General features: G+C 64.0%; 23 protein-coding genes. 10 read left to right on the top strand and 13 right to left on the bottom strand.

The window, feature by feature from the left end; genetic code table 11:
* Positions 1-10: 10 nt before the first annotated feature.
* The 8 genes from EUU22_RS12520 to EUU22_RS12485 all read right to left on the bottom strand — a co-directional run bounded on the left by EUU22_RS12520 (position 11) and on the right by EUU22_RS12485 (position 7972).
* Positions 11-802 carry an alpha/beta fold hydrolase gene (locus EUU22_RS12520; RefSeq protein WP_129332317.1) on the bottom strand — a complete coding sequence of 264 codons (792 nt, stop codon included), beginning with the start codon at positions 800-802 and terminating at the stop codon, positions 11-13.
* A 3-nt stretch (positions 803-805) separates the two neighbouring features.
* Complete coding sequence (gene leuA / locus EUU22_RS12515; RefSeq protein WP_129332316.1) at positions 806-2518, bottom strand: 2-isopropylmalate synthase; 1713 nt, start codon at positions 2516-2518, stop codon at positions 806-808.
* Between the two features lie 363 nt (positions 2519-2881).
* Complete coding sequence (locus EUU22_RS12510) at positions 2882-4078, bottom strand: benzoate/H(+) symporter BenE family transporter (RefSeq protein ID WP_129332315.1); 1197 nt, start codon at positions 4076-4078, stop codon at positions 2882-2884.
* 577 nt (positions 4079-4655) lie between these two features.
* Positions 4656-5249, bottom strand: a complete 594-nt coding sequence (locus tag EUU22_RS12505; protein ID WP_129332314.1) for a NapC/NirT family cytochrome c — start codon at positions 5247-5249, stop codon at positions 4656-4658.
* 80 nt (positions 5250-5329) lie between these two features.
* The gene (locus EUU22_RS12500) at positions 5330-6055 is read right to left on the bottom strand and encodes a c-type cytochrome (protein WP_129332313.1); all 726 of its coding nucleotides are present in this window, start codon (positions 6053-6055) and stop codon (positions 5330-5332) included.
* Positions 6056-6496: 441 nt separating this feature from the next.
* The gene (locus EUU22_RS12495) at positions 6497-6709 is read right to left on the bottom strand and encodes a hypothetical protein (protein WP_129332312.1); all 213 of its coding nucleotides are present in this window, start codon (positions 6707-6709) and stop codon (positions 6497-6499) included.
* A 102-nt stretch (positions 6710-6811) separates the two neighbouring features.
* Positions 6812-7393: an ATP-dependent Clp protease proteolytic subunit gene (locus EUU22_RS12490; RefSeq protein WP_129332311.1), complete on the bottom strand. Its 582-nt coding sequence runs from the start codon at positions 7391-7393 to the stop codon at positions 6812-6814.
* A gap of 147 nt (positions 7394-7540) precedes the next feature.
* A complete protein-coding gene (locus EUU22_RS12485) occupies positions 7541-7972 on the bottom strand; it encodes an Lrp/AsnC family transcriptional regulator (RefSeq protein ID WP_112690878.1) in 432 nt (143 codons plus the stop codon).
* Positions 7973-8098: 126 nt separating this feature from the next.
* Between EUU22_RS12485 and EUU22_RS12480 the strand changes: the two genes are divergently transcribed.
* Positions 8099-9202, top strand: a complete 1104-nt coding sequence (locus EUU22_RS12480; protein WP_129332310.1) for a saccharopine dehydrogenase family protein — start codon at positions 8099-8101, stop codon at positions 9200-9202.
* An 84-nt stretch (positions 9203-9286) separates the two neighbouring features.
* Positions 9287-9844: a cysteine hydrolase family protein gene (locus EUU22_RS12475; RefSeq protein ID WP_129332309.1), complete on the top strand. Its 558-nt coding sequence runs from the start codon at positions 9287-9289 to the stop codon at positions 9842-9844.
* Positions 9845-9850: 6 nt separating this feature from the next.
* Here EUU22_RS12475 and EUU22_RS12470 read toward each other — a convergent pair whose 3' ends face one another.
* Positions 9851-11344 carry a protein adenylyltransferase SelO gene (locus EUU22_RS12470; protein ID WP_245485019.1) on the bottom strand — a complete coding sequence of 498 codons (1494 nt, stop codon included), beginning with the start codon at positions 11342-11344 and terminating at the stop codon, positions 9851-9853.
* Between the two features lie 250 nt (positions 11345-11594).
* Between EUU22_RS12470 and EUU22_RS12465 the strand changes: the two genes are divergently transcribed.
* From EUU22_RS12465 to EUU22_RS12445, 5 genes are all read left to right on the top strand, one after another.
* Positions 11595-12107, top strand: coding sequence for a hypothetical protein (locus tag EUU22_RS12465; protein ID WP_129332307.1), 513 nt, complete (start codon positions 11595-11597; stop codon positions 12105-12107).
* Positions 12108-12342: 235 nt separating this feature from the next.
* Positions 12343-12915, top strand: coding sequence for a HupE/UreJ family protein (locus EUU22_RS12460; RefSeq protein WP_129332306.1), 573 nt, complete (start codon positions 12343-12345; stop codon positions 12913-12915).
* 247 nt (positions 12916-13162) lie between these two features.
* Complete coding sequence (locus tag EUU22_RS12455) at positions 13163-13936, top strand: amino acid ABC transporter substrate-binding protein (RefSeq protein WP_129332305.1); 774 nt, start codon at positions 13163-13165, stop codon at positions 13934-13936.
* A gap of 200 nt (positions 13937-14136) precedes the next feature.
* Entirely contained in the window at positions 14137-14817 is a 681-nt protein-coding gene (locus tag EUU22_RS12450; protein WP_129332304.1) for an amino acid ABC transporter permease, read from the top strand.
* A complete protein-coding gene (locus tag EUU22_RS12445) occupies positions 14814-15569 on the top strand; it encodes an amino acid ABC transporter ATP-binding protein (RefSeq protein ID WP_129332303.1) in 756 nt (251 codons plus the stop codon). The genes EUU22_RS12450 and EUU22_RS12445 overlap by 4 nt, the downstream gene beginning before the upstream one ends.
* 27 nt (positions 15570-15596) lie before the next feature.
* Here the strand turns inward: EUU22_RS12445 and EUU22_RS12440 are convergent, their stop codons facing one another.
* The 3 genes from EUU22_RS12440 to EUU22_RS12430 all read right to left on the bottom strand — a co-directional run bounded on the left by EUU22_RS12440 (position 15597) and on the right by EUU22_RS12430 (position 19365).
* Positions 15597-17819: a putative bifunctional diguanylate cyclase/phosphodiesterase gene (locus tag EUU22_RS12440; RefSeq protein ID WP_165351160.1), complete on the bottom strand. Its 2223-nt coding sequence runs from the start codon at positions 17817-17819 to the stop codon at positions 15597-15599.
* Between the two features lie 163 nt (positions 17820-17982).
* Positions 17983-18447, bottom strand: coding sequence for a preQ(1) synthase (queF, locus tag EUU22_RS12435; RefSeq protein WP_129332301.1), 465 nt, complete (start codon positions 18445-18447; stop codon positions 17983-17985).
* A gap of 12 nt (positions 18448-18459) precedes the next feature.
* Positions 18460-19365 (bottom strand): cation diffusion facilitator family transporter, encoded by a 906-nt coding sequence (locus EUU22_RS12430; RefSeq protein ID WP_129332300.1) that lies wholly within the window; start codon positions 19363-19365, stop codon positions 18460-18462.
* A gap of 207 nt (positions 19366-19572) precedes the next feature.
* Between EUU22_RS12430 and EUU22_RS12425 the strand changes: the two genes are divergently transcribed.
* Positions 19573-19857 carry a type II toxin-antitoxin system RelE/ParE family toxin gene (locus EUU22_RS12425; RefSeq protein WP_129332299.1) on the top strand — a complete coding sequence of 95 codons (285 nt, stop codon included), beginning with the start codon at positions 19573-19575 and terminating at the stop codon, positions 19855-19857.
* On the top strand, positions 19829-20143 hold the full coding sequence (locus tag EUU22_RS12420; RefSeq protein WP_129332298.1) for a HigA family addiction module antitoxin: 315 nt from the start codon (positions 19829-19831) through the stop codon (positions 20141-20143). Before EUU22_RS12425 ends, EUU22_RS12420 begins: the two co-directional genes overlap by 29 nt.
* A 524-nt stretch (positions 20144-20667) precedes the next feature.
* Here EUU22_RS12420 and EUU22_RS12415 read toward each other — a convergent pair.
* Positions 20668-22857 (bottom strand): anthranilate synthase, encoded by a 2190-nt coding sequence (locus EUU22_RS12415; RefSeq protein WP_129332297.1) that lies wholly within the window; start codon positions 22855-22857, stop codon positions 20668-20670.
* 292 nt (positions 22858-23149) lie between these two features.
* Between EUU22_RS12415 and EUU22_RS12410 the strand changes: the two genes are divergently transcribed.
* The gene (locus tag EUU22_RS12410; protein WP_245485017.1) at positions 23150-23950 is read left to right on the top strand and encodes an extensin-like domain-containing protein; all 801 of its coding nucleotides are present in this window, start codon (positions 23150-23152) and stop codon (positions 23948-23950) included.
* Positions 23951-24001 lie beyond the last annotated feature (51 nt).

Genomic DNA, 24001 nt, shown 5'->3' with positions numbered 1-24001 from the left:
TCCGCAGCGTTCAGGCCGCGACCGCTCCCACCGCGGCCACGAGAAGACGCGCCACCTCTTGCGGGCATTCTTCCGGCAGCATGTGCCCCGCCGCGGGCAGGAGCCGGATCGCCGCCGCCCCTTCGAGCGACTGAGCCTGTCCGACCGGCAGGATGCGGTCTTCGATCCCCCAGAGAAGATATTTCGGCATCGGCAGGCTGCGGAGATCGCCGACCGGCAATGTGCCCTGTCGTGGCTCGCCGGCCTCCGTCGTTTCGGAAAGGATGGCCTTCAGGACTATCCCGACCGCCGCGCGTGCACCCGGCACTTGCCGCGCGGCAAGCATCGCGTCCACCGCGTCCTGCGGTATCGCATGGGCCGGAGCGACCATCGCCTCCATCGCAGTCCGCATCTCCTCCGCCGTCTCGGCGAGAGCGAAGGCGGAAAGCACCGACCCGTTGATTTCCGGGCCGAAGCCGCCCGGCGCGACGAGCGTCAGGCTCGCCACCTTCTCCGGCGCCCTCAGGGCGAGGATCGCGGCGATGGCCCCGCCGAGGGAATGGCCCGCGACATGGAAGCGCTCGATCCCCCGCGCAGCGAGATCGGCGGCGACCGCCTTCGCCATCCGCCCGGCGCCGCCGAGGTCATCGGCGGCAAGCGAAAGCCCATGACCCGGCAGGTCATAGGCGAGAACGGGGATATCCGGAGGAAGGTGCCGGAGCACCTCCGCCCAGATGCCGGACGTGCCGCCGAAGCCGTGCAGCAGCACCAGCGGTGCCGCCGCAGCTCCGACGTCGCCCCGGACCTCCGCGTAAAGGCCCATCGCTCAGGCCTTCGCGCGCTCTTCCAGCACCCGGTTCGCCGCCGAGATGATCGCTTCGAGGGAGGCTGCGACGATGTTGGTGTTGATGCCGACGCCGAACAGCGTTCCGCCCGGATGGGAGACCTCGACATAGGCGATCGCCGAGGCATTCGAGCCGTGCTGCAGCGAATGCTCGGAATAGTCCTGCACCGACATCTCGAAGCCGAGATAGGTCGAGAGCGCGTTGATGAAGCCGTCGATCGGACCGGTTCCCCTGCCCTCGATGCGCTTCACCTCGCCGCCGTCGGTGATCTCGGCCGCGACGATGCGCATGCCCTTGTGCTCGGTGTCGGGATAGGTGTGGTGGTCGACGAATTTCAGCCGCGCCTCGGGCTGCATCACGTAGCGTTCGAGGAAGCGCTCGTAGATGCGCTTCGACGGCAGCTCGACGCCCTCGTCGTCGGTGATCCGCTGGATGTCTTCACGGAACTCCACCTGCAGGTTGCGCGGCAGGTTGATGCCGTAGTCCTCCTGCAGGATATAGGCGATGCCGCCCTTGCCGGACTGCGAGTTGATGCGGATGATCGCTTCGTAGGTGCGGCCGACGTCCTGCGGATCGATCGGCAGATACGGCACTTCCCAGACCGGAGAATTCGCCTTTCGCCTCGCCTTCATGCCCTTGTTGATGGCGTCCTGGTGCGAGCCGGAAAAGGCCGTGTAGACGAGTTCGCCGACGTAAGGATGGCGCTCGGGAATGACCATCTGGTTCGAATATTCGTAGACCGCCTTGATCCGCTCGATATCGGAACAATCCAGTTTCGGATCAACCCCTTGCGTGAACATGTTGAGCGCCAGCGTGACGATGTCGACATTGCCGGTGCGCTCGCCGTTGCCGAAGAGCGTGCCTTCGACGCGGTCGGCGCCGGCCATCAGGCCGAGTTCGGTGGCCGCGATCCCCGTACCGCGGTCATTGTGCGGATGCAGGGAGACGATGACGTTCTCGCGGTTGTCGATGTTGCGGCACATCCATTCGATCATGTCGGCATAAATGTTCGGTGTCGACATCTCGACGGTGGACGGCAGGTTGAGGATCAGCTTGTTGTCGGCCGTCGGCTTGATGATGTCGATGACCGCGTTCGAGATTTCCAGCGCGACGTCGAGTTCGGTGCCGGTGAAGCTTTCCGGCGAATATTCGAAGCGATAGCCGCCGCCGGCCTTCGCCGCCATGTCGGTGATCATCTTCGCCGCATCGACGGCGATTTGCTTGACGCCCGCGACATCCTTGCCGAACACCACGCGCCGCTGCAGCTCGGAGGTCGAGTTGTAGAGGTGGATGATCGGCTTGTGTGCGCCTTCCAGCGCCTCGAAGGTGCGGGTGATCAGCTCGGGCCGGCACTGGACCAGAACCTGCAGCGACACGTCCGCGGGCACATTGCCCTCCTCGACGCACCAGCGGGCGAAGTCGAAATCCGTCTGCGAGGCCGAGGGGAAGCCGATCTCGATTTCCTTGAAGCCCATCTCGATGAGCAGCTGGAACATGCGGGCCTTGCGGTCGTGCCCCATCGGGTTGATCAGCGCCTGGTTGCCGTCGCGCAGGTCCACCGAGCACCAGATCGGCGCCTTGGTGATGGCATTGCCCGGCCAGGTGCGGTCCGGAATGTCGATCTGCGGATAGGGCCGGTACTTCACCGCGGCTTCCGGCATGCCCTGCTTGGCGATGTGGGTCTTGATGTTCATCGTCGTTTCTTCCTTTTCCCGCATTCACCGCCGCTCTGAAGGGCCTGACAATCGCGGCCGGAGCGAACGAAAAATGCCTGGGTCCCGTCGGGACTGCATTAAACTGATTTCATGGATTTTTCGAGGAGCTGAGCCGGACGGGCTTATCGGCCGCCGGGCGCTCCTCAGTGGACCCGGCAACCGCGGATAAGGCCAAGAAGAAGAAGCGAGTTTAGGGCGAGCACCGGCGCGCCGGCCGGAATACGGCAGGCGGCGGAAACGGTCGTGATCGTGTCGCCCGAAATCTTCATGCCCGCTATATACCGGGCCGATCTACGCCTTGCAAGCACCTGATGCGCACCGCGCCTCGACAAATGCATGACTCTATCGCTTCTGCCCGTCGCGCCGATGGCGGACAAGGGCGGTCAGCGCCATCATCAGACCGCCGGCGACGAGCCCCCAGAAGGCGCCCGAAATGCCGCCGAAGGAGACGCCGGAGGCGGTGATCAGGAAGGTGACGGCGGCGGCTTCCCGCGTCTCGACCTCCTTGAAGGCGGCGACCGCCGAACCGGAAAAGGCGGCAATCAGCGCAAGCCCGGCCACCGCCTGGATGAGGATCGGCGGGGCGAGCGAGACGAAGGCGGTGACGGCACCGGCGAGCAGCCCGAACACCACATAACCGAGGCTGCAGACAACCGCCGCCCAGTAGCGTTTCTTCGGGTCCGGGTGGGCGTCCTCGCCGGCGCACATGGCCGCCGTGATCGCCGCAAGGTTCACCGCATGGCCGCCGAAGGGCGCGGAAAAGAGCGAGAAGAGGCCCGTCACCGCAAAGAGCGGCCCCGGCATCGGGTTGTAATGATTGACCTTCAAGACCGCGATGCCGGGAATGTTCTGCGAGGCCATGGTGACGATGAAGAGCGGCAGCGCAATCGAGATCAGCGATGGCAGCGTGAAGGCCGGCATGACGAGCTCCACGGGTGGCGCAAGCGAGGCCGCCCAGCTTGCCATCGCCCCGTCCGGCAGCTCGACGCCGAAGGCGATGACCAGCGCGAAGGCCGCAAGCGCCGCCGGCACGGCATAGAGCCGCTTGAACGCCGCGACCACGGCCCAGGCGGCGAGGATCGGCAGGCCGAGCCGGGGATCGAAGGCGATCGCCTTGAAGGGCGCGAAGCAGAGCCCGAGGATGACGCCGGAGAGCATGGCATTGGCAAGCGGCGCGGGGATTGTCGCGACCGCCCGGCCGAGCGGCCGGAAGAGTCCCGCGACGACGATCAGCACGCCACAGACGAGAAAGGCCCCGATCGCGACCGGAAAGCCGCCCTCCGGCACGCCCGCGGTCGCGAGCAGTGCGGCGCCTGGCGTCGACCACGCGATAGACACTGGAAGGCGGGTGACGAGGCTCAGCACCACGCCGCACACGCCCATGGAGAGGGAGAGCGCCATCAGGCCCGACGCGGCCTCGAGATCGGTCGCCCCAACCCCTTTGAGGCCCTGCAGCACGACGGCAAACGAGCTCGCAAAACCGACGAAGGCGGTCAAGAGCCCCATGAACAGGCTTTGCGCGGAAAGGTCTTTCAACATGGCGGGACTCGGAAACGGCGGATGGAGAATGCCGATGGAAGATCAAAAAAGCCGGACCTTGGCAAGGCAGGGTTGCGACAAACGGGTACGGAGAGGGAGAGGAAGATGACGCGGTGAACTGTGCCGATCGGATGTGAAGAAACAGCAACGTGGACACGCGCATTCGGTGAGAAAGACGCAGATGTGAGACTGGCACCGCGGCGGCAGGTGCCCCTATGTGCGGGAGACAAATTTCAGCGGCCGTGACCTAAGACGGACGTCTATTACAGACACCGGTCACATCGACGCCGCGGCATCCGGCCAGACATTCATTGCTGAATGTCTCCAGTCGGCTCGCGGACCGAAGCCATGAGTAGCGCCGCCAAGGGAGCTCGTGGAATGAATTTGACATTTGAGTCCTGTTCGCGACACCCGCTCAACTCAAATGTCAAACTCGAAAAATCCACCAGAATCATAAGACGGCTGATCGTCCTTGTGATTCCGACATTTGCTCTCACGGGTGCAGCAAAGGGATGCAGATATCGGAATCGGACCAGTCGTCTGAGAATCTACGCCACGAGACCAGGCATCTCCCTGGTCAGTCGTCGCGCTCCACCTTCGGCAGCCTGTGCGCAATACCTTTATGACAATCGATACAGGTCGAGCCATCCCCCAGATACTTGCCGGTTGCAACCGGCTCCATCTTTTCGCGCGCCCTCGGGCGCTGATGCGCGAAATCCATAGCGTCGAAGCTGTGGCAATTACGGCATTCGCGGGAATCGCTGTCCTTCATCGTCTTCCAGACATGGGTCGCAAGCTCGAGGCGACGTGCCTCGAATTTCTCCGGCGTGTCGATTTTCCCGGTCACTTTTGACCAAATCTCGCCGGCAGCCTGAATCTTGCGCAGCGTCTTCGGTCCCCATTCATGAGGAACATGGCAATCGGAACAGATAGCCCGCACGCCCGAGGCGTTACGATAATGCACCGACTGCTGATACTCGACATAAACCGTATCCCGCATCTCGTGGCAGGATGTACAGAACGCCAACGAATTCGTCGCCTCCATCGCGGTATGAAATCCGCCCCAGAACACCACCCCCGCGATCAGGCCGATCGTCAGCAAAATACCCTGACCGATCATGACAGGCGGGCGGGCGTACCAACCCCAAAACCTCCGCAATAACCCCAGCATCCTTGCAATCCTTTTTCATCTGAAAAGACCACCGGAAGCGTCCCCGGCTTCCGGTGGCTGGCTGAAATCCTGCGCTTCGCCTATTGCTCGGGCAGGGTCTTCAGATGTGCAAGAATGTCGGCCGCAACCTGGTTGTCGATCGCGCGCAGCGCTGGCATGGCCTCATTGGGCTGGCCATTCAGGATCTTGTGCATCACTTCCCATGGGTTGCTCATGAGCGAAGCGAGCGGCGGCATCTCCTTGGGCAACTTTCCTTCGAGACCGTGACAGTTGGCGCAGATCGTATTGAAGACCTGCTTGCCCGCTTCGGCATTACCCTTTGGCTCCTTTGTTTCGGGGTCGATGTACGCCGGCCACTCAACCTTGCCATACACGACGAAATTCGCCAGGTCGGCAAGATCCTGCTGCGAAAGCTTGTCGCCATAGCCATGCCCCTCGCTGGTCAGGATCGCGATGACAGCCGCAGGATCGCCCCCGGACATACCGTCGATGCCGATAATTCCGGTTGCATGGCTACCCTTGGCATAGCCGCCCGCGGCACCCTGACGATCCCAGCCATGACATTCCTTACAGCGCCAGTTCGAAGCAGGATCTTTGGCGTATTTCTCGTTCGCCGCGGGATAAAGCGGATGTGACACGGTCGGAGCATCGACTTTGATCTCCTTGTACCACTTGTCATAAAGACGCCCGCCCCGCGCAACCGAGCGCTGGTCGACATCGGCCGCGCTAGCCGGCGCGGCAATCATACCCCCGAGAGCCAACGCGCTCGCTACAATCGTCCGAACTATTCCATGTCTTGAAATCATTATTGCCTCCTGATTTAGCTGGCCTTTTGCCAGAGGGGTCCAGCGGAATGCCGGACGCCCCGTCTTTGAGCCGCCTGAAGCAAGACAAACTTATACGCCGACAAGGCTCGACCTGAATGCTGTCCCCCGACATCGAGCCTCTCTCATTTCAACCAGCCCCTTGCACCACGATTTCCCGCAAAACGCAGGAGTCGCAGCGCACCTCATTTCACCACTCCGTCCACGCCGCGCGCCTTGACACAGGTCATGTCGGACACGAAATCTTGATGATACGCGCGCGCCTGGAGTGCGCTGATCTGGTGAGGCAAGCCGCGGATTTTTGAGCTCGTGAGAACGCCGCGAGCGCGCGCCCGGCAAACCTTTGTCCGGCGACCAACTTGGCAGCAATACGGGACGAAGTGCGATGTCGGAGGCCAGCGACCGCTCCTTCTGCGGAAGGAGTCAGCTTATCATCTGCAGGAGCAAAGATGGTGCGCTGAGGAACCCGCCGACCACGACACCAACGAAACCGAGCGCGACGGCTCCGGCAAGGCCATGGGTCTCCCATCCGACGTAGACACCCGTAGCGGTGGCTATCGTCATGATCGACAGTGCCCAAGCGATCTTGATCAGTCGGATCAGACGTCCGGAAAATGCTTCTTGTTCTCCTGTCACAGCCGAACTCCACGTATCAACGGGTTGACTCCAAGCCCCCAAACACGAACCCCCGCCGGATTTCTCCGACGGGGGCAAAATTCGATCTCCGGGCCTATTGGCTCAGATGTCCGACTGGCTCTCGATGATGCGGGAGACGAGGCCGTAGTTCTTGGCTTCCTCCGCCGACAGCCAGTAGTCGCGGTCGGTGTCCTTGGCGATCTTTTCGACCGGCTGGCCGGTGGCGGCTGCGAAGATCTTGTTGAGCCGCTCATTCATCTTGATGATCTCGCGGGCCTGGATCTCGATGTCGGAGGCCATGCCGCGGGTGCCGCCGGAGGGTTGGTGCAGCAGGAAGCGGGTGTTCGGCAGGCAGAGGCGCTGTTCCTTCGGAACCGAGACGTAGATCAGCGCGCCGGCGGAGGCGACCCAGCCGGTACCGATGATCCAGACCTTCGGCTTGATGAACTTGATCATGTCGTGGATCGAATCGCCTGACTCGACGTGCCCGCCCGGCGAATTGACGAAGACGCGGATGTCGTCGTCGCTGGCGGCAGCCAGTGCGACGAGCTGGGTGCAGACCTTCTGGGCGAGTTCCTGGGTGATCCCGCCATAGATGAAGATCGAACGCGACTTGAAGAGGTTCGCTTCCGTTTCCTTGCCGAGCGGCAGTTCCTTGCTCTTGTCGTCGTCGTCTTCATTCATCGGACATTCTCCACTTGGGGTTCACTCTCCCGCACATAGTGCGACTCAAGTCCTAAAACAATGCGGGAAAAAGGGGAAGCACCGAACCGGTGAACAGGCGGTTAGCGAAGGAAAACGGAAAGCCGCAGGCCATCCGGAGACCCGCGGCTACCGCGATATGCGCGTCGACAGGATGATCGAGGAGAGCGTGCGCTCGACGCCCGCCAGTTCGCCGATCCGGTCGATCAGCCGGTCGAGCTCGGCGATCGAGGCGGCGGCGATGACGGCGATCAGGTCGAAGGGACCGTTGACCGAATGGAGCGTCGTCACCTCGCGGATCGCGGCAAGCTCGGCGGTCACCGCCGAGAGCGACTTCGGCGCAATGGTGATCAGCACGTGCGCCCGCACGAGCCCGCTCAGATAGGCGTCCGACAGCTTCAGCCCGTAGCCGGCGATCACGCCGTCGCGCTCCAGTCGCTCCAGCCGCGCCTGCACGGTCGTCCGCGACAGGCCGAGCCGGCGCGCCAGCGTCGCGACTGGCATGCGGGCATTCTCGCCGAGCAGCGCCAGCAGTTCCTGATCCTTGGCCGAAACCTGCATTTTGTCTATTTCCTTTGTCTGTTTGCCGAACTGAGCACATCATATCGCACAATCTGCCGCTATGAAACGATCAATCACGGCGTCATTCTGATGCTATCTGATTTCATTCTTCCAGGGGGGACATCAATGAAGGACATTGTCGTAATCGGCGCAGGCAAGATCGGCGGCGCAATCGCCCACATGCTCGCCGCGACCGGCGACTACCGCGTGACGGTGGCCGACCGCAGCCGCGAACAGCTGGACGCGATCGCACCACACGAGGCCGTTTCCACCGCCGCCGTCGACATCTCCGACAGCGCTGCGCTGGACGCCCTGCTTTCGGGCAAGTTCGCGGTCCTGAGCGCCGCGCCGTTCCACCTGACTGGCGCGATCGCCGAAGCCGCCGCGCGCACCGGCATCCACTATCTCGACCTGACCGAGGACGTCGCCACCACCCGCAAGGTGGAAGCCCTCGCTGAGGGCGCGAAAGGCGCTTTCATCCCGCAATGCGGGCTGGCGCCGGGCTTCATCTCGATCGTCGCCCATGACCTCGCGACCGGTTTCGACACGCTGGATAGCGTACGCATGCGCGTCGGTGCCCTGCCGCAATATCCGTCGAACGCTCTGAACTACAACCTGACCTGGAGCACCGACGGGCTGATCAACGAATACATCGAGCCCTGCGAGGCGATCGTCGAAGGCAAGCTCGTCACGGTCCCGGCCATGGAAGAGCGCGAGGAATTCTCGCTCGACGGCGTCACCTACGAGGCCTTCAATACCTCCGGTGGCCTCGGCACGCTCTGCAAGACGCTCGAAGGCCGCGTGCGCACGATGAACTACCGCACCATCCGCTATCCCGGCCACCAGGCGATCGTGAAGGCGCTGTTGAACGACCTCAACCTCAAGAACCGCCGCGACGTACTGAAGGACCTCTTCGAGAACGCCCTGCCGGCCACCATGCAGGACGTCGTGGTGGTCTTCGTCACCGTCTGCGGCACCCGCGAAGGCCGCTTCATGCAGGATACCTACGCCAACAAGGTTTATGCGGGCGTCGTCGCCGGCCGCAAGATGAGCGCCATCCAGATCACCACCGCCGCCGGCATCTGCACCGTGCTCGACATGCTGGCGAACGGCGAACTGCCGCAGCAGGGCTTCGTCCGCCAGGAGGAGGTCAGCCTCGAACGCTTCCTCGCGAACCGATTCGGCCGGGTCTACGATCCGGAAACGCTGCGCCTGCCGAAGGCGTCGTAAGCCGCCGCATTTCGCTCTGGCGAATCAGACATCCGGGTGAGAGTGTCCGCACTCTCACCCGTTTTCGTTTCCGAAAGGCTCCTCATGCCGCAGGCTCTGCTGATCATCGATGTCCAGAACGCAATCCTGGCCGGCAAGGCGACGCCGGACCGCCAGCCGACGATCGACGGCGCGCTCGACGCCACTGTCGAACGGCTGAAAGCGTTGAAGGACAAGGCAAGAGCGGCGGGCATCCCGGTCATCCTGGTCCAGCATGACGGCCCGGCCGGGCATCGCCTCGCCCTCGGCACGCCCGGCTGGGACCTTCGCCCGGAGATCGCGCCGGAGGCCGGTGACGTGGTGGTCCACAAGCAGGCTTGCGATTCCTTCTTCGAAACCGACCTGAAGGAAAGGCTCGACGAGTTGGGCGTCGACGCGCTCGTGATCGGCGGCTGCATGACCCAGTTCTGCGTCGACACGACGACGCGGCGCGCGGTCTCGCTCGGCTATGACGTCGTGCTGGTGGCCGACGGACATATGACCGGCGATGCCGGCGCGCTCACCTATGACGAGATCGTCGCCCACCACAACGCGACCCTCGACGGCTTCGATGCTGGCGAGCGCGTGGTCAGCGTTCGCCCGTCGGCGGAGATCACATTCTAGAACTGGTCACGTACCGCAGAAGGTCCGCGCGACCCGTTCCTCCGGCTTCGGCGGCTCCATGAAGGCGGAGAATTCCGGCCGCTCCTCATAAGGTCTCGCCGTCGCCTCCAGCATCCGCTCGAACGGGGCGAAGTCGCCCGCCATTCCGGCGGCGATCACCTCTTCGATACGGTGGTTGCGCGGGATGACCGCAGGATTGACCGCCTCCATCGCCGCCTGGCGCTCGACGGGCAGCCGCGGATCGGCGCTCATGCGCTCGCGCCAGCGGGAAAGCCAGTCCGCGGCTCCCTCCGCATCCGAGAAGTTTGCCAGCAGAGGCGCATCCGGCCCGCCGCCCGCGAGCTTGGCAAGCGCCCGGAAGGTCAGCGTGAAGTCGGCTTCGCCGCGATGCATCAGGGCGAGGAAATCGTTGACGAGCGGCAGGTCCTCGGGTTCGTCTCCGTCAAGGCCGAGCTTGGCACGAAAGGCTTCGAGCCAGCGTACCTGGAAGATGCGACCGAACTCGGCAAGCGCCTCGTTGGCGGCCTCGACGTTTTCGTCCTCGCGCCCGCCCATCAGCGGCAGTAGGGTCTCGGCGAACCGCGCCAGATTCCATTGCGCGATGCCCGGCTGGTTGGAATAGGCATAACGGCCGCGCTGGTCGATCGACGAGAACACCTTGCGCGGATCGTATTCGTCGAGGAAGGCGCAGGGGCCGAAATCGATGGTCTCGCCGGAAACGGTCATGTTGTCGGTGTTCATCACGCCGTGAATGAAGCCGATCGACATCCAGCGAGCAACGAGCGCCGCCTGGCGGGCGGCCACCGCCCGGAAAAGCGCGGGATAGGGATCCTGGAATTCCGCAAGTTCCGGATAGTGGCGGGCGATCACATGGCTGGCGAGCGCACGCAGACCGTCGATATCGCCGCGAACGGCGAAGTACTGGAAGGTGCCGATGCGGACATGGCTCGCCGCCACCCGGGTGAGGATCGCACCGGGCAGCACCGTCTCGCGATAGACCGGCTCACCCGTCAGCACCGCGGCGAGCGCCCGTGTCGTCGGCACGCCGAGCGCATGCATGGCCTCGGAGACGACATATTCCCGCAGCACCGGCCCGAGCGCCGCGCGGCCGTCGCCCTGCCGGGAGAACGGCGTCTCGCCTGCCCCCTTGAGCTGGATGTCGCGGCGGCGGCCGTCGCGGTCGAGAACCTCGCCGAGCAGGACCGCCCGCCCGTCGCCGAGCTGCGGCACGAAATTGCCGAACTGGTGCCCGGCGTAAGCCATGGCGACCGGAAGAGCGCCTTCCGGCAGGGCATTGCCGCTGAAAAGGCGGGCAAGTGCATCGTCGTCGAGCGCGTCGAGATCGAGGCCGAGCTCGTCGGCAAGGGGGGCATTGAAACGGATGAGGCGCGGTGCGGCGACCGGGCGAGGCTGGACGGGCCTGAAGAAGCGCTCGGGCAAACGGGCATAGCTGTTGTCGAAGGCGATCAAGCTTGCGTCTCCTTCCCGGAATTCGTGCACAGATGGCAGACATTCCGAATATGGGGTCGCTTGCAGACGGGGCAAGCGGTAAGTCGTGGAAAGCGGCCGCCCTTCGCTTTTCCGGGGGTTTTTCCGCCCATTTTTGGGCGGACCGCGCATGCGCTGTTGTCTCGCCTTTTGCCGGCGAACTAACGTCCGCGACATATGCCGACGGATCGAAAACACGCGCAGTCATCGCTGCGGGAGAAGCGGTTCGCCGGATGGCTGGGAAACGACAGGGGTATCCGACATGAAGATCCGTCTCGCCGCATTGGCGCTTGCGGCTGCAACGCTCGCGGGCTGCACAACCACCGAAGAAGCCAACACCGTCATCCAGTCGCGCTGGATTGGCCAGCCGGCCGAACTCTTCTTCTCCCGCTACGGGCCACCGGTCTCGGAATTCCGCACCGGCACCGGCAACACGATCTACACCTGGCGCGGCGGGGAGAAGACGCAGTACATCCCCGCACAGTATTCGACGCCCGCCGAGCAGCCGGTCTACGGCAAGACCGTCACCAAGACGACGAGCCGCGAGAAGGAGCCGGGCGTCACCGTCACCAAGACGACGACGAGCAGCATGGGCGTCTATGTCCCGCAGCAGCCGCAGATGATCTCCCCCGCCCGCGTCGAAGAACTCTTTTGCGAAGTGCAGATCACCGTCGACGCGACCGATCGCATTCGCGCGATTCGCGCCAGCAACGACACGACGGGCGAAGGCCTCAGCCTGTCACGTTGCGCCGAGGTTCTCGACGCCCAGAAGTAAGGCGGACTTCTCCCGCCACCTTGACGGCGCGGCGTTCCGCAGACGATGTCGCAATTGCCGATCCCGGCGCCGCAAAGGCTCCGGGATCGTTTTTTTTGGTGTGCATATTTTCGCCATACGAAAATTGCCGCCGAACCGGACTGACCGGCTTACGTCACACGTTCGGATGGCCTATAGCTTCAGGCAGGCGCGACCGATGTCCGGGCGCCGTGTCGACCAAACCGAGGGACAAGAGATGTTCAAACGACTTTCACTTTCCGCCGCCTTCATCGCCGCTGCCACGGCGCCGGCCTTCGCCCACCTCGATCCGACCGAGCACGGTTCCCTGATGGCGGGCGTGTCGCATCCCCTCAGCGGCGCCGATCACGTGCTCGCCATGGTCGCCGTCGGCCTCTGGGCCTCGCAGATCGGCGGGCGGGCGCTCTTCGCCGTTCCCGCAGCGTTCGTGACCACCATGGCCGTCGGCTTCCTGCTTGCGGTTTCCGGCATCGGCCTGCCCTTCGTCGAGCCGGCCGTGCTCGCCTCCGTCATCGGCCTCGGCCTGCTGGTCGCAACCGCCGTCCGCCTTCCGGTCGCGGCCTCGGCGGCGATCGTCGGCCTCTTCGCCCTCTTCCACGGCCATGCCCACGGCGGCGAACTCGGTGCCGCCGGCGCCGTCCAGTTCGGCCTCGGCTTCCTCGTCTCCACGGCGCTCCTGCATGCAGCCGGCGTCGGCCTCGGCATCTCCCTTTCGCGCATGGGAACAATCACCACCCGCCTTCTCGGCGCTGCGACCGCACTCGGCGGCGCGGCGCTCGTCTTCGGCTGATCCGCTACGGGGCGGCAGAGGCCGCCCTCTCCTCCAACCGCCGCGACGGCCGGGTTCGCCCGGGAACCTTCGCGGCGGTTTTGCGTTTGGGCACGCCGGCAGCGCCATGGCGACGGAGCAGGCGTACCTGGGACATGAGCAAAATATTCTCATTTGCTCATTTAATTCGCGCTTTTCTCTCCTCCCAACGCTTTCCCGATCTGACATTTAAAACGCCATTCGAAGAATGACCCGAAAGGAAGACACGATGAGCTGGCTCAAGACGATCGCTGCAGCGGCAGCGCTGCAAACCCTGACCTTCGCCCCGGTTCTCGCGGGTGAGAACCTCGACCAGATCAAGTCGGCCGGCGTCTTCAAGATCGGCACCGAAGGCACCTATGCGCCGTTCACCTTCCACGACGCCGAAAACAAGCTCGTCGGCTTCGACGTCGAGATCGGTGAAGCCGTGGCCGGGAAGCTCGGCGTGAAGGCGGAATTCGTGGAAGGCAAGTGGGACGGCCTGATCGCCGGCCTCGACGCCAACCGCTATGACGCCGTCATCAACCAGGTCGGCATCACCGAGGCCCGCAAGCAGAAGTACGACTTCTCCAATCCCTACATCGCCTCCAAGGCCGTGCTGATCGTCAAGGACGACAACGCCGACATCAAGGGCTTCGAGGATCTCAAGGGCAAGAAGTCGGCCCAGTCGCTCACCAGCAATTTCGGCAAGCTCGCCGAGGAGGCCGGTGCCGAGCTCGTCGGCACCGACGGCTTCGACCAGTCGATCCAGCTCGTGCTGACCGGCCGCGCCGACGCCACGATCAACGACAGCCTCTCCTTCCTCGACTTCAAGACGCAGAAGCCGGATGCGCCGGTGAAGATCGTCGCAGAGAAGGCCGATGCCGACTATTCCGGCATCATCGTCCGCAAGGGCGATCCGGAACTGGTCGCCGCGATCAACAAGGCGCTCGCGGACATCAAGGCCGACGGCACCTACCAGAAGATCTCGGAGAAGTATTTCGGCGCCGACGTTTCGAAGTAACTACCCTCTCCTTGAGGGGGAGGGTCGGACCGAAGGTCCGGGGTGGGGTGACCACGCCGGACCTTTTCCTCTCGGCTGGAAGGGTTTCACCCCGCCCGCTGCTTTGCAGCGACCTCCCCGAGCTTGACTGACACGCGGCAGGGGCGTTGGTTCGCCTTTGCCGCAAAACCATTTTAGTCCGCGCCCACAAGGACGATGCCATGTCGCACTGGCTGCAACTGATGACCGATTCTCTCCCGACCCTGCTCTGGGCCGGGGTGAAGTTCACCATTCCGCTGACGCTTCTCTCCTTCGTGCTCGGATTGTCGCTCGGCCTCGTCACGGCCGTGACACGGCTCTTCGCGCCGAGGCCGCTGGTGCTCGTCGCCCGCTTCTACGTCTGGGTGATCCGCGGCACGCCGCTCCTGGTGCAGCTCTTCGTCATCTTCTACGGCCTGCCGAGCATCGGCATCCTGCTCGACGCCTTTCCGGCCGCGCTGATCGGCTTCACGCTGAACGTCGGCGCCTACACCTCCGAGATCATCCGCGCGGCGATCGCATCGGTACCGAAGGGACAATGGGAGGCCGCCTACTCGACCGGCATGACCTGGGGCCAGGCCATGCGCCGCACGATCCTTCCGCAAGCGGGCCGGGTCGCCGTGCCGCCGCTTTCCAACACCTTCATCTCGCTGGTCAAGGATACCTCGCTCGCTGCCGCGATCACCGTGCCGGAACTCTTCCAGTCGGCGCAGCGCATCGTCGCCACGACCTATGAGCCGCTGATCCTCTACGTGGAGGCCGCCTTGATCTACCTCGCCATGAGCTCAGTCCTCTCGGCGCTGCAATCGCGCCTTGAGGTCCGTTTCGGCCGCTACGGCGGCATGCTGGAGGCCAACCGATGATCGAACTGTCCCACATCGTGAAGCGCTTCGGCGAGGCCGTGATCCTCAACGACATTTCGCTCACCTTTCCGGAAGGCAGCGTGACGGCGCTCGTCGGTCCCTCCGGTGGCGGCAAGAGCACGCTCTTGCGGTCAATCAACCTTCTCGAACTCCCGAGCTCCGGGTCCGTCCAGGTCGGTGACGACCGGGTGGAGTTCGCGCCGGACCGCAAGGCACCCTGGACGGCGATCCAGAAAATCCGCTGCGAGACCGGCATGGTCTTCCAGAACTTCCAGCTCTTCCCGCACAGGACGGCCATCGAAAACGTGATGGAGGGCCTTCTCGTCGTCCAGAAGTGGCCCCGCGAAAAGGCACGCGCCCGCGCCGTCGAACTCCTGACCAAGGTCGGCATGGCCCACAAGGCGGATGCCTGGCCCGCCAATCTTTCCGGCGGGCAGCAGCAGCGCGTGGCGATCGCCCGCGCGCTCGCCCCCTCCCCCAAGGTTCTCCTCTGCGACGAGCCGACATCCGCGCTCGATCCGGAACTCGCGGGCGAGGTCGTGGACGTCTTGAGCAAGCTCGCGAGCGAAGGCACGACCATGGTGATGGCGACGCATGATCTGCGCCTCGCCTCGAGGATCGCCAATCAGGTGGTCTTTCTCGAAGCCGGTCAGGTGGTGGAACAGGGGAGCGCCGACCAGATCTTCCGCGATCCGCAACGCGAACGCACCCGCCGCTTCGTCTCCTCGATCAGCGCCGCGCAGACGCTCTGAGCGGCGACGCCACCACCTGGTCCTCGGTCACGACTGCGGGCGTGTCGGCTTACCGCCGGCCGCGAGCAGCTTGTCGATGTCCCCGACCGAGACGGGTTCCGAAAACAGGAAACCCTGCAGCTCGTCACAGCCGATCTCCGTCAGGAATGCGCTCTGTTCCGGCGTCTGCACACCCTCGGCGGTCGTCTTCAATCCCCTGGCATGCGCCATGTCCACGATCGCCTGGACGATGGCCTCGTCGCCGCGCAACTTGCCGAGCCCGTCGATGAACGACTTGTCGATCTTGATATGATCGACCTCCGTGTCGTGCAGGCGCCCGAAGGTGGAGAAACCGGTGCCGAAATCGTCGAGGGCGATTGCGACGCCGAGCTCGCGAAGAGCCTGTATGTTGGCGACACAGGTGGAGGTGCTGTCCATCCACGCCGTTTCGGTGATTTCGAGCTCCAGTCGATGCGGATCGAGGCCGGACGTCTCGAGGATCGACCTGACCTCCGACGCGAAGGCAGGGGTCCGCCACTGGATCGGCGACACGTTGACTGCCACGCTGCCGATCTGCCATTTCGCCGCCGCCCTGCAGGCCTCCTCGAGAACATCTCGCCCGAGGGCCTTGATGAGGCCAGTCTCCTCGGCGATCGGGATAAAGAAGGTCGGCGAAAGCCAGCCGCGAGTCGGATGGTACCACCGCACCAGCGCCTCGACGCTGATCAGGTCACCGGTCTGCGCCCGGTATTTCGGCTGGTAGAGAACCTCGAACTGCCCGGGCTTTTCGAGTGCGGTGTGCAGGTCCCGCTCGATCTCCGCCCGCTCCCTGATGATGACGTCCATGTGGACGCCGAAGGCGGTGAAACGCCCGCGCCCGCTTGCCTTGGCGTTGTAGAGCGCGACGTCCGCCTTGCGGGTGAGCTCGCCGCGGTCCGCGCCGTGGAGAGGCGAATAGGCGGCACCGACCGAGACACCGGCGAAGGTGGTCTTGCCGTCGACGACGAAGGGTTCGGCGATCGAGGCGACGATCTTCGAACCGAGCGCCTCGACCTCGGACACCTCCGCGAAAGGCACGAAGATGTTGAACTCGTCGCCACCGACGCGGCAGAAATGGGCGTTCCGCGGCAGCAGATCCCCGATCCGCTTCGCCACGTCGCGGATGACGCTGTCGCCGGCACCGTGTCCCAGCGTGTCGTTGATCTGCTTGAAGCGGTCGAGGTCGAGGTAGAGCACGGCGATCTGCGGCACGACGCCCCTGGCCGGTGTCAGCGCGGCATCCAGCTCGCGTTCGAAGGCGGAGCGGTTGAGGAGCCCCGTCAGCGCATCGTGATTGGCGAGGAAGCGAATACGCTCCTCCTGCGCACGGTTCACCTTGAGGCGCCGGTAAAGGGCGAGAAGGAAGAGCGCAAGCGTGACGACCAGCAACACCAGTGCACCGACGAGCGCCGGCGAGATCGAGACGAGGAATGCCGATCCCGGGTGATAGGGAACCCAGCGGAAATAGCCGACGACCTCACCGCTGTCGGAAACGATCGGCAACTCGGCCGTGCCCGGCAGTTTCTGCGAGACCGGAGAGAAGAAGAGACCGTCGAAACCGTATTCCCTCGAAAGCTCCTGCAGGAAGTCACTGTCGAGATATTTCACCGCGACGTGCACATATTCCTGCCCCGGAACCTGCTCGATTTCGCCGCTGTCGGACACCATGGGCTTGACGCTGACGATCGCCGGATGCTCGCCTATCCTGCTGAAATCACTGGCGCCTGGAGAGAGCACGCGATCGCTGACCTGACTCTTGTCCTGCCTGCGCAGGATGTCGCGCAGATGCGACACCAACGGCTCGGCGACCGGGCGGAAGCGCTCGAACGTGTCCGCACCGCCGATTTCGCCGTCGGCATAGGCGTAGATCGGCCGATCGGTCGCATCGAGAACGAACGCCGCATCGTGGCCGAAATACGTGATCATCCAGCTTCCGAGATTGCCGTCGATCCACTCGTCGCGTTCCGGACTCGGCGGCTCACGCACCTTCTCCACGGCCTCGTCCCAGACCGTCGAGCTTTCCTGGTCATGGGCGACCTGCGAACGCAACTGACCGATGACGTGCTCGGCGATCTGGACCTGTCGGGCCTCCGACTGAGTATCGATGACCCGGGTGGCCCAGGTGAGGAAGACCTGCGCGGCGACGACGAGTGCGATGATGCCGCAGACGGTGAGAAGGACCACCTTGAGCGGAAAAATCGCGGCCCTGCGACGGTTGGCGCCTTGTTCCATGCCTGTCCATACCCTCCCTGACCCTGCAGCCATCGCACGCCCAGTGTTAACGGGCGACTTCCGTTCACAGTTTATGAAATGCTAACGGAAAACATGGTGCAAGGCGGCGATCGATCCAGCCCCATGATGAGGACCGGCCGTTTGCGCCACCGCCGCTCCTCACTCAGCCGCGGCCGCGATAGGTCGGAACGCCCTGGTCGGGAAGCCATACGCCGGCGGGCGCCTCGCCCGTCTGCCAGAACACGTCGATCGGGATGCCGCCGCGCGGATACCAGTAGGCGCCGATCCGGAGCCATTTCGGCTGCAGGAGATCGATGATCCGTCCGGCGATGTAGATCGAGCAATCCTCGTGGAAAGCACCGTGATTGCGGAAGGAAAAGAGGAAGAGCTTCAGCGACTTCGATTCCACCAGCCAGTCGCCGGGAATGTAGTCGATGACGATATGGGCGAAATCCGGCTGGCCCGTCATCGGGCAGAGAGACGTGAATTCAGGCGCGGTGAAGCGGACGACGTAGTCGGTCCCGGCATTGCCGTTCGGCACGCGCTCGAGGACTGCGGATTCGGGGGCGGTGGGCGCCTCGACGGACTGACCGAGCTGGGTCAGGCCGGAAACGTCGGTCTTGCTCATCATGAAACTCCTTCAGATTTCGACGCCGTTGCCGTGCGCCATTTCGTTCTCCGGCTCGACATGGATCGTGACGCGCGTGCCGGGCAAGGCCTTGTGCAAGGCCATTTCCAGCCGGTCGCAGATCACATGGGCATCCCCCACGGTCATGCTGGAGGGCACCACCAGGTCGAAGGCGACGAAGGTGGCGGCACCGGCGCGACGTGAGCGGAGATAATGCACCCCGAGCGAGCCCTCGCAATTCTCCTTGATCGCCTGCTTGATCGCCTCTTCTTCCTCAGGCTCGACCGCCTGGTCCATGAGGCCGGCAACCGAGTGGGAAATCACCTTCCAGCCCTGGAAGATAATGTTGAGCGCGACGAGGATGGCAAGCAGCGGATCGAGGATCGCGTAGCCGGTGACTATGGCAAGCACAAGGCCGATCAGAACACCACCCGATGTCACCACGTCGGAGAGCACGTGATGGCCGTCGGCCTGCAGCGCCGGGGAGCGATGCGTCTTGCCGACGCGAATGAGTGTCAGTGCCCAGGCGCCGTTGATCACGCCCGCCAGCGAGTTGATGGCGAGACCCAACACCGGCGCTTCGAGAAGCTTCGGATTGGGGAGCGCCGCGACCGCCTCCTGGAGGATCAGCAGCGCCGCAACCACGATCAGCACGCCTTCGAGGACGGCGGAGAAATACTCCGCCTTGTGGTGGCCGTAGGGATGGCTCGAATCCGCCGGCTTCTGGGCGTAGCGGATGACGAAGAAGGCGACCACCGCCGCCACGACGTTGACCGTCGATTCCAGGCCGTCGGAGAGCAGCGCGACCGACCCCGTCACCTTCCAGGCAACGAGTTTCAGCGCCATGACCCCGATGGAAAGGGGAATGCCCCAGAAGGCCAGGCGCTTTACCAGGCCGTTGCTGCTCTCTGTCGCCATCTTCCTGCCGCCCCTGCACTTGCAAGCGAATTGCATTCGCTACTTCCACAACGACGAAACCGCCCACGGATGGTGGACGGTTTCTGACGGTGCATATGAAGGAAGGAACGGGTTTTGTCAAAGGCGGAGTGCTTTCCCGGTTCGGACGCGCACCCCGAATGAAGGCGCCACCATTGCCATCTATAACGTATCACGTTATAATGCGACATGATCCGGAGCTTCGCCGATCCCGAAACTGAACGCGTCTGGAGCGGGTTGCGGAGCCGGAAGCTGCCGCCGGACATCCAAGCGGTCGCCCTGCGGAAGCTGCGCATGGTGAACAACGCCCGCGTGCTTCAGGATTTGCGCGTTCCGCCGGGAAACCGGCTGGAAGCGCTGAAGGGCGACAGAGCCGGACACTACAGCATCCGGATCAACGAACAGTGGCGCATCTGCTTCAAGTGGCATGACGGAGGGCCGAGCGATGTCGAAATCGTCGACTACCATGACTGACCATCTGCCGAACCCGCATCCGGGCGGCATTCTTCTCGAAGACTTCCTGAAGCCGATGGGGCTGAGCCAGAATGCGCTGGCGCGCGCCGTGAACGTCCCTCCCCGCCGCATCAACGAGATCGTCCTCGGAAAACGGGCCGTAACGGCGGACACCGACCTTCGGCTGGCGCGCTATTTCGGTCTGTCGGAAGGGTTCTTCCTGGGATTGCAGGCCGACTATGATCTGTTGGAGCGCCGGAGAGAAATAGAGGACGAGCTGCAGCGGATCGAGCCGAGGGCGGCGTGACACGCAGAAATTCTAGAAAACCGAGATGGTACACATGACGTCTCCCAAGCCAACTCCATTGTCCCTTGCTCAGAAGGCTCGCCTTGTGTGGCTGATGGCAGTATCTCCGGAAAAATTCATCCAAGAGGAGATCGAAGACAACGTCAGGCTAAATGGGGGAGGCCCCCGACAGGGATCAGACAGTATCCACAAAGTGAGGAAAGGCTATTCTTCGGCGTTCCTCTGGGCAGTAAGTGCGATGGTTGCAGGGGGATTGTCGGGGTGGGCTCTCGGCCAACTCTCAGGCGCCAGCGATTTTTGGGACATCGCCGTCTCCCTGGCAGGCGGAGCAATACTGCTCTGGGCGACCCTGGCCGTGCAAGGGTGGAGTATCCAATCATTCAAGGGCATCACGCTTAGCGAGCGTGTGAACCAATGGGTATTCCGAAGCCTCTACGTACTTGGGACAGCTCTGATATCTGCAGGTAGCGTCTGGAGCCTCTTCTAGAAGGCTCGGGGCGCCGAAGCGCCCCGCCATCACCTGCTCACGCCGCCTTCTCCTTCGCGCGCCGGGCGAGATGCGCGACCACGTTCTCGATCATCCGCATGCCGGCGTCCTGACCGAGCGTCATGATCGATTCCGGGTGGAACTGCACCGCCGCCACCGGTTCCTTGGTGTGCTCGATGCCCATGATCGTGCCGTCCTCGCTCTCCGCCGTGATCATGAAGTCACGGTCGAGCGTCGCCGGATCGGCGAAGATCGAGTGGTAGCGGCCGACGGTCACTTCCTTGGCGAGGCCGGAGAAGACGATGCCGGGTTCCAGAACGCGGATGCGCGAGGGCTTGCCGTGCATGGGGATTGCGAGCTGGCGGAGCTCCCCGCCATAGGCTTCGGCAAGCGCCTGCAGGCCGAGGCAGACGCCGAAGATCGGCAATTGCCGCGCCCGCGCCTTCTTGATCGTCGCCTTGCAGTCGAAGTCCTTCGGGGTACCCGGTCCGGGCGAAAGCACCACGAGATCCGGGTTGATGCGGTCGAAGACCTCGTCGGCGACCGGCGTGCGCACGGTCGTCACGGTGGCGCCGGTCTGGCGGAAATAGTTGGCGAGCGTGTGGACGAAGCTGTCCTCATGATCGACGAGCAGGATGTTCACGCCCTTGCCGACCGCGGCGACGCCGCGCTTCGACTTCTCGTCGTTTCCGGATTTCGCATCGCGAATGGCAGAAATCATGGCGGATGCCTTCAGTTCGGTTTCGGCTTCTTCCTCTTCCGGTATGGAATCGTTCAAGAGCGTCGCGCCGGCGCGCACCTCGGCGATCCCATCCTTGATCCGCACGGTCCGGAGCGTCAAGCCGGTGTTCATGTCGCCGTTGAAGCCGACCATGCCGACCGCCCCGCCATACCAGGCGCGCGGGCTCTTCTCGTGCGCCTCGATGAAGCGCATCGCCCAGAGTTTCGGCGCACCCGTCACCGTCACCGCCCAGGCGTGCGACAGGAAGCCGTCGAAGGCGTCCATGCCGTCGCGGAGCCGCCCCTCGATGTGGTCGACGGTGTGGATCAGGCGCGAATACATCTCGATCTGGCGGCGGCCGATGACCTTGACCGAGCCCGGCTCGCAGACGCGAGACTTGTCGTTGCGGTCGACGTCCGAGCACATGGTGAGCTCGCTCTCGTCCTTCTTGGAATTCAGGAGTTTCAGGATCTGCTCGCTATCGGCGATCGGATCGGCGCCGCGCTTGATCGTGCCGGAGATCGGGCAGGTCTCGATGCGCCGGCCGGACACGCGCACGAACATCTCCGGCGAGGCCCCGACGAGATATTCCTGGTTTCCGAGATTGATGAAGAAGGAATAGGGAGACGGGTTGATCTCCTTCAGGCGCTTGGAAATCTCCGACGGCTTCGATTCACAGCGTTCCATGAACTTCTGCCCCGGCACCACCTCGAAGAGGTCGCCGCGGCGGAAACTCTCCTTCGCCTTGACCACGAGCTCGGCATACTCGCCCGGCCGATGGTCGCCGCGCGGCGGGATCGTGTCGGTCGCCCTGAACGGCTCCGGCGCGATCGCGTCCGCCTTGCCCTCGGTCGTCACGCCGTCCTTCTCGAAATCGTAGCGGTCGATCCAGGCCTTGGCGGAGTAGTGGTCGACGACAAGGATCTCGTCCGGTAGGAAGAGCACCATGTCGCGCTGGTCTTCCGGACGTTCGAGCGAAAGCTTGATCGCGTCGAACTGGAAGGCGAGATCGTAGCCGAAGGCGCCGAAAAGGCCGATCGAGCTGTCCGCCTCGGAATGGAAGAGATCGGTGATCGCGCGAAGCACGGTGAACACCGTCGGGATCTTCGAGCGTTCCTCCTCGGTGAAGAGGCGGTCGGGCTCGTTGACCGTCAGGTCGAGGCGACGGGCCGTCGCGGCACCCAGCGTGATCTCGCCGACGGTGCGTAGCCTCGCGGCGATGAAGGAGAGCAGCACCTCGCCGCGCTCGTTATAGGCCTCGATCCACATCTTGCGACCGAAGCAGGAAATGCCGAGCGGCGGATCGACGATCGCCGTGTCCCAGCGCGTATAGCGGCCGGGATATTCGTAGTTGGAGGAGAAGACCGCACCACGGTGCTCGTCGAGCCTGTCGATGTAGCCGTTGATGGCATCGGCATAGGGCGCCGCCCGGCGCGAGCGCGTCACGTTGATACCGCCGCGGGTGGTATAGGTCTCCCCGCCATCATCCCGAATGATCGTCGTCATGCTCTCTCTTCACTCCGTCGTTCAAGGCCCGGATGGAGGCGCCTGAATACAAAAAAGCCGCCTCAGGTTTTCCGGGCGGCTTTGGGTCACTTGTCTCTGGACATGACTGGTCAAGGCCGCGTTAGCGAGCCCACCACCAGTTACCGATGTTCAAAAACGTCGTCATGCGGAATCTCATACCGTCAACCCGGCGGCCGCGCAAGAGGCCTTGGCGTACCGCCGTTCCGTCTATCGATGAAACCAAATGCGCCGCCAACCGTTGTCGACAGGCCCGACAACGGAGACAGGACGGTTGCCGAGACTTCTTCTGCTGGCGGCAGCGCTCGCCGCCGCCCCCGCCATGGCCGCCCCGGACAATCCTCCGGTCCCCTTGCCCAAACCACCTCTGGCCGACCGAGCGCCCGCCGTCGGGCCACCCGTGCCCGCTGAAAAGCCGAAGGAAAGGCAGGCACCGGCGGCACCGGAACCGGAGAAGAAGGAAAGGGAACCGGCCGAGCCGCCCCCTCCTCCGCCACCGCCGATCGAAACCGAAGACAAGGCAGCGTTCGACGCCTGCACGGCCGAACTGACCGCGCTCGGTGCGGCCTTCAGGACGCTCCCGCGCATCGACGACGGCGAGGGCTGCGGCATCGACAAGCCGGTTGCGATGACGCGGCTCTCGGCCGAGGTCGCGATCGAACCCGAGGTGACGGCGCGCTGCGAGACGCTGCTGCAGCTTGCCCGCATGACCCGCGATCTCGTCGAGCCCGCAGCACGCCTCGGCCTGCCGGACATGGGCAGGCTGAAGGCCGTGCATCAGGCGTCCGGCTATGTCTGCCGCAAGCGCAACGGTGCGGACACGGGCAAGATTTCCGAACACGCCCGCGGCAACGCCGTCGACATTTCCGCGCTCGAATTCGAGAAGGGCCCGGTGCCGATGAAGATCGTCGCAAGCGAAGATTCAGACCTCGCCGCCGCCTTTCAGCGCGCGCTCAACGCCGCCGCCTGCCTCTACTTCACCACCGTCCTCTCCCCCGGCAGCGACGACGCCCACCGCGACCACATGCATCTCGACGTGATGAAGCGGACGGGCGGCTATCGGTATTGCCGGTGAAGGGGGCGCGCGCAGGGGATTGCGGCGGGAGCGGACCTCCGCTCGCCCGCG

The organism is Ciceribacter ferrooxidans, assembly GCF_004137355.1.
GTDB classification, from domain to species: Bacteria; Pseudomonadota; Alphaproteobacteria; order Rhizobiales; family Rhizobiaceae; genus Allorhizobium; species Allorhizobium ferrooxidans.
The sequence above is the reverse complement of the archived record's forward strand: the minus strand, read 5'-3'. Positions and strand labels throughout refer to the sequence as shown.

Bases quoted from the DNA above. Each gene is read 5' to 3' on its own strand.
- EUU22_RS12520 (WP_129332317.1), bottom strand. From the start codon at position 802: ATGGGCCTTTACGCGGAGGTCCGGGGCGACGTCGGAGCTGCGGCGGCA.
- leuA (WP_129332316.1), bottom strand. From the start codon at position 2,518: ATGAACATCAAGACCCACATCGCCAAGCAGGGCATGCCGGAAGCCGCG.
- EUU22_RS12510 (WP_129332315.1), bottom strand. From the start codon at position 4,078: ATGTTGAAAGACCTTTCCGCGCAAAGCCTGTTCATGGGGCTCTTGACC.
- EUU22_RS12505 (WP_129332314.1), bottom strand. From the start codon at position 5,249: ATGCTGGGGTTATTGCGGAGGTTTTGGGGTTGGTACGCCCGCCCGCCT.
- EUU22_RS12500 (WP_129332313.1), bottom strand. From the start codon at position 6,055: ATGATTTCAAGACATGGAATAGTTCGGACGATTGTAGCGAGCGCGTTG.
- EUU22_RS12490 (WP_129332311.1), bottom strand. From the start codon at position 7,393: ATGAATGAAGACGACGACGACAAGAGCAAGGAACTGCCGCTCGGCAAG.
- EUU22_RS12485 (WP_112690878.1), bottom strand. From the start codon at position 7,972: ATGCAGGTTTCGGCCAAGGATCAGGAACTGCTGGCGCTGCTCGGCGAG.
- EUU22_RS12480 (WP_129332310.1), top strand. From the start codon at position 8,099: ATGAAGGACATTGTCGTAATCGGCGCAGGCAAGATCGGCGGCGCAATC.
- EUU22_RS12475 (WP_129332309.1), top strand. From the start codon at position 9,287: ATGCCGCAGGCTCTGCTGATCATCGATGTCCAGAACGCAATCCTGGCC.
- EUU22_RS12465 (WP_129332307.1), top strand. From the start codon at position 11,595: ATGAAGATCCGTCTCGCCGCATTGGCGCTTGCGGCTGCAACGCTCGCG.
- EUU22_RS12460 (WP_129332306.1), top strand. From the start codon at position 12,343: ATGTTCAAACGACTTTCACTTTCCGCCGCCTTCATCGCCGCTGCCACG.
- EUU22_RS12455 (WP_129332305.1), top strand. From the start codon at position 13,163: ATGAGCTGGCTCAAGACGATCGCTGCAGCGGCAGCGCTGCAAACCCTG.
- EUU22_RS12450 (WP_129332304.1), top strand. From the start codon at position 14,137: ATGTCGCACTGGCTGCAACTGATGACCGATTCTCTCCCGACCCTGCTC.
- EUU22_RS12445 (WP_129332303.1), top strand. From the start codon at position 14,814: ATGATCGAACTGTCCCACATCGTGAAGCGCTTCGGCGAGGCCGTGATC.
- EUU22_RS12440 (WP_165351160.1), bottom strand. From the start codon at position 17,819: ATGGAACAAGGCGCCAACCGTCGCAGGGCCGCGATTTTTCCGCTCAAG.
- queF (WP_129332301.1), bottom strand. From the start codon at position 18,447: ATGAGCAAGACCGACGTTTCCGGCCTGACCCAGCTCGGTCAGTCCGTC.
- EUU22_RS12430 (WP_129332300.1), bottom strand. From the start codon at position 19,365: ATGGCGACAGAGAGCAGCAACGGCCTGGTAAAGCGCCTGGCCTTCTGG.
- EUU22_RS12425 (WP_129332299.1), top strand. From the start codon at position 19,573: ATGATCCGGAGCTTCGCCGATCCCGAAACTGAACGCGTCTGGAGCGGG.
- EUU22_RS12420 (WP_129332298.1), top strand. From the start codon at position 19,829: ATGTCGAAATCGTCGACTACCATGACTGACCATCTGCCGAACCCGCAT.
- EUU22_RS12415 (WP_129332297.1), bottom strand. From the start codon at position 22,857: ATGACGACGATCATTCGGGATGATGGCGGGGAGACCTATACCACCCGC.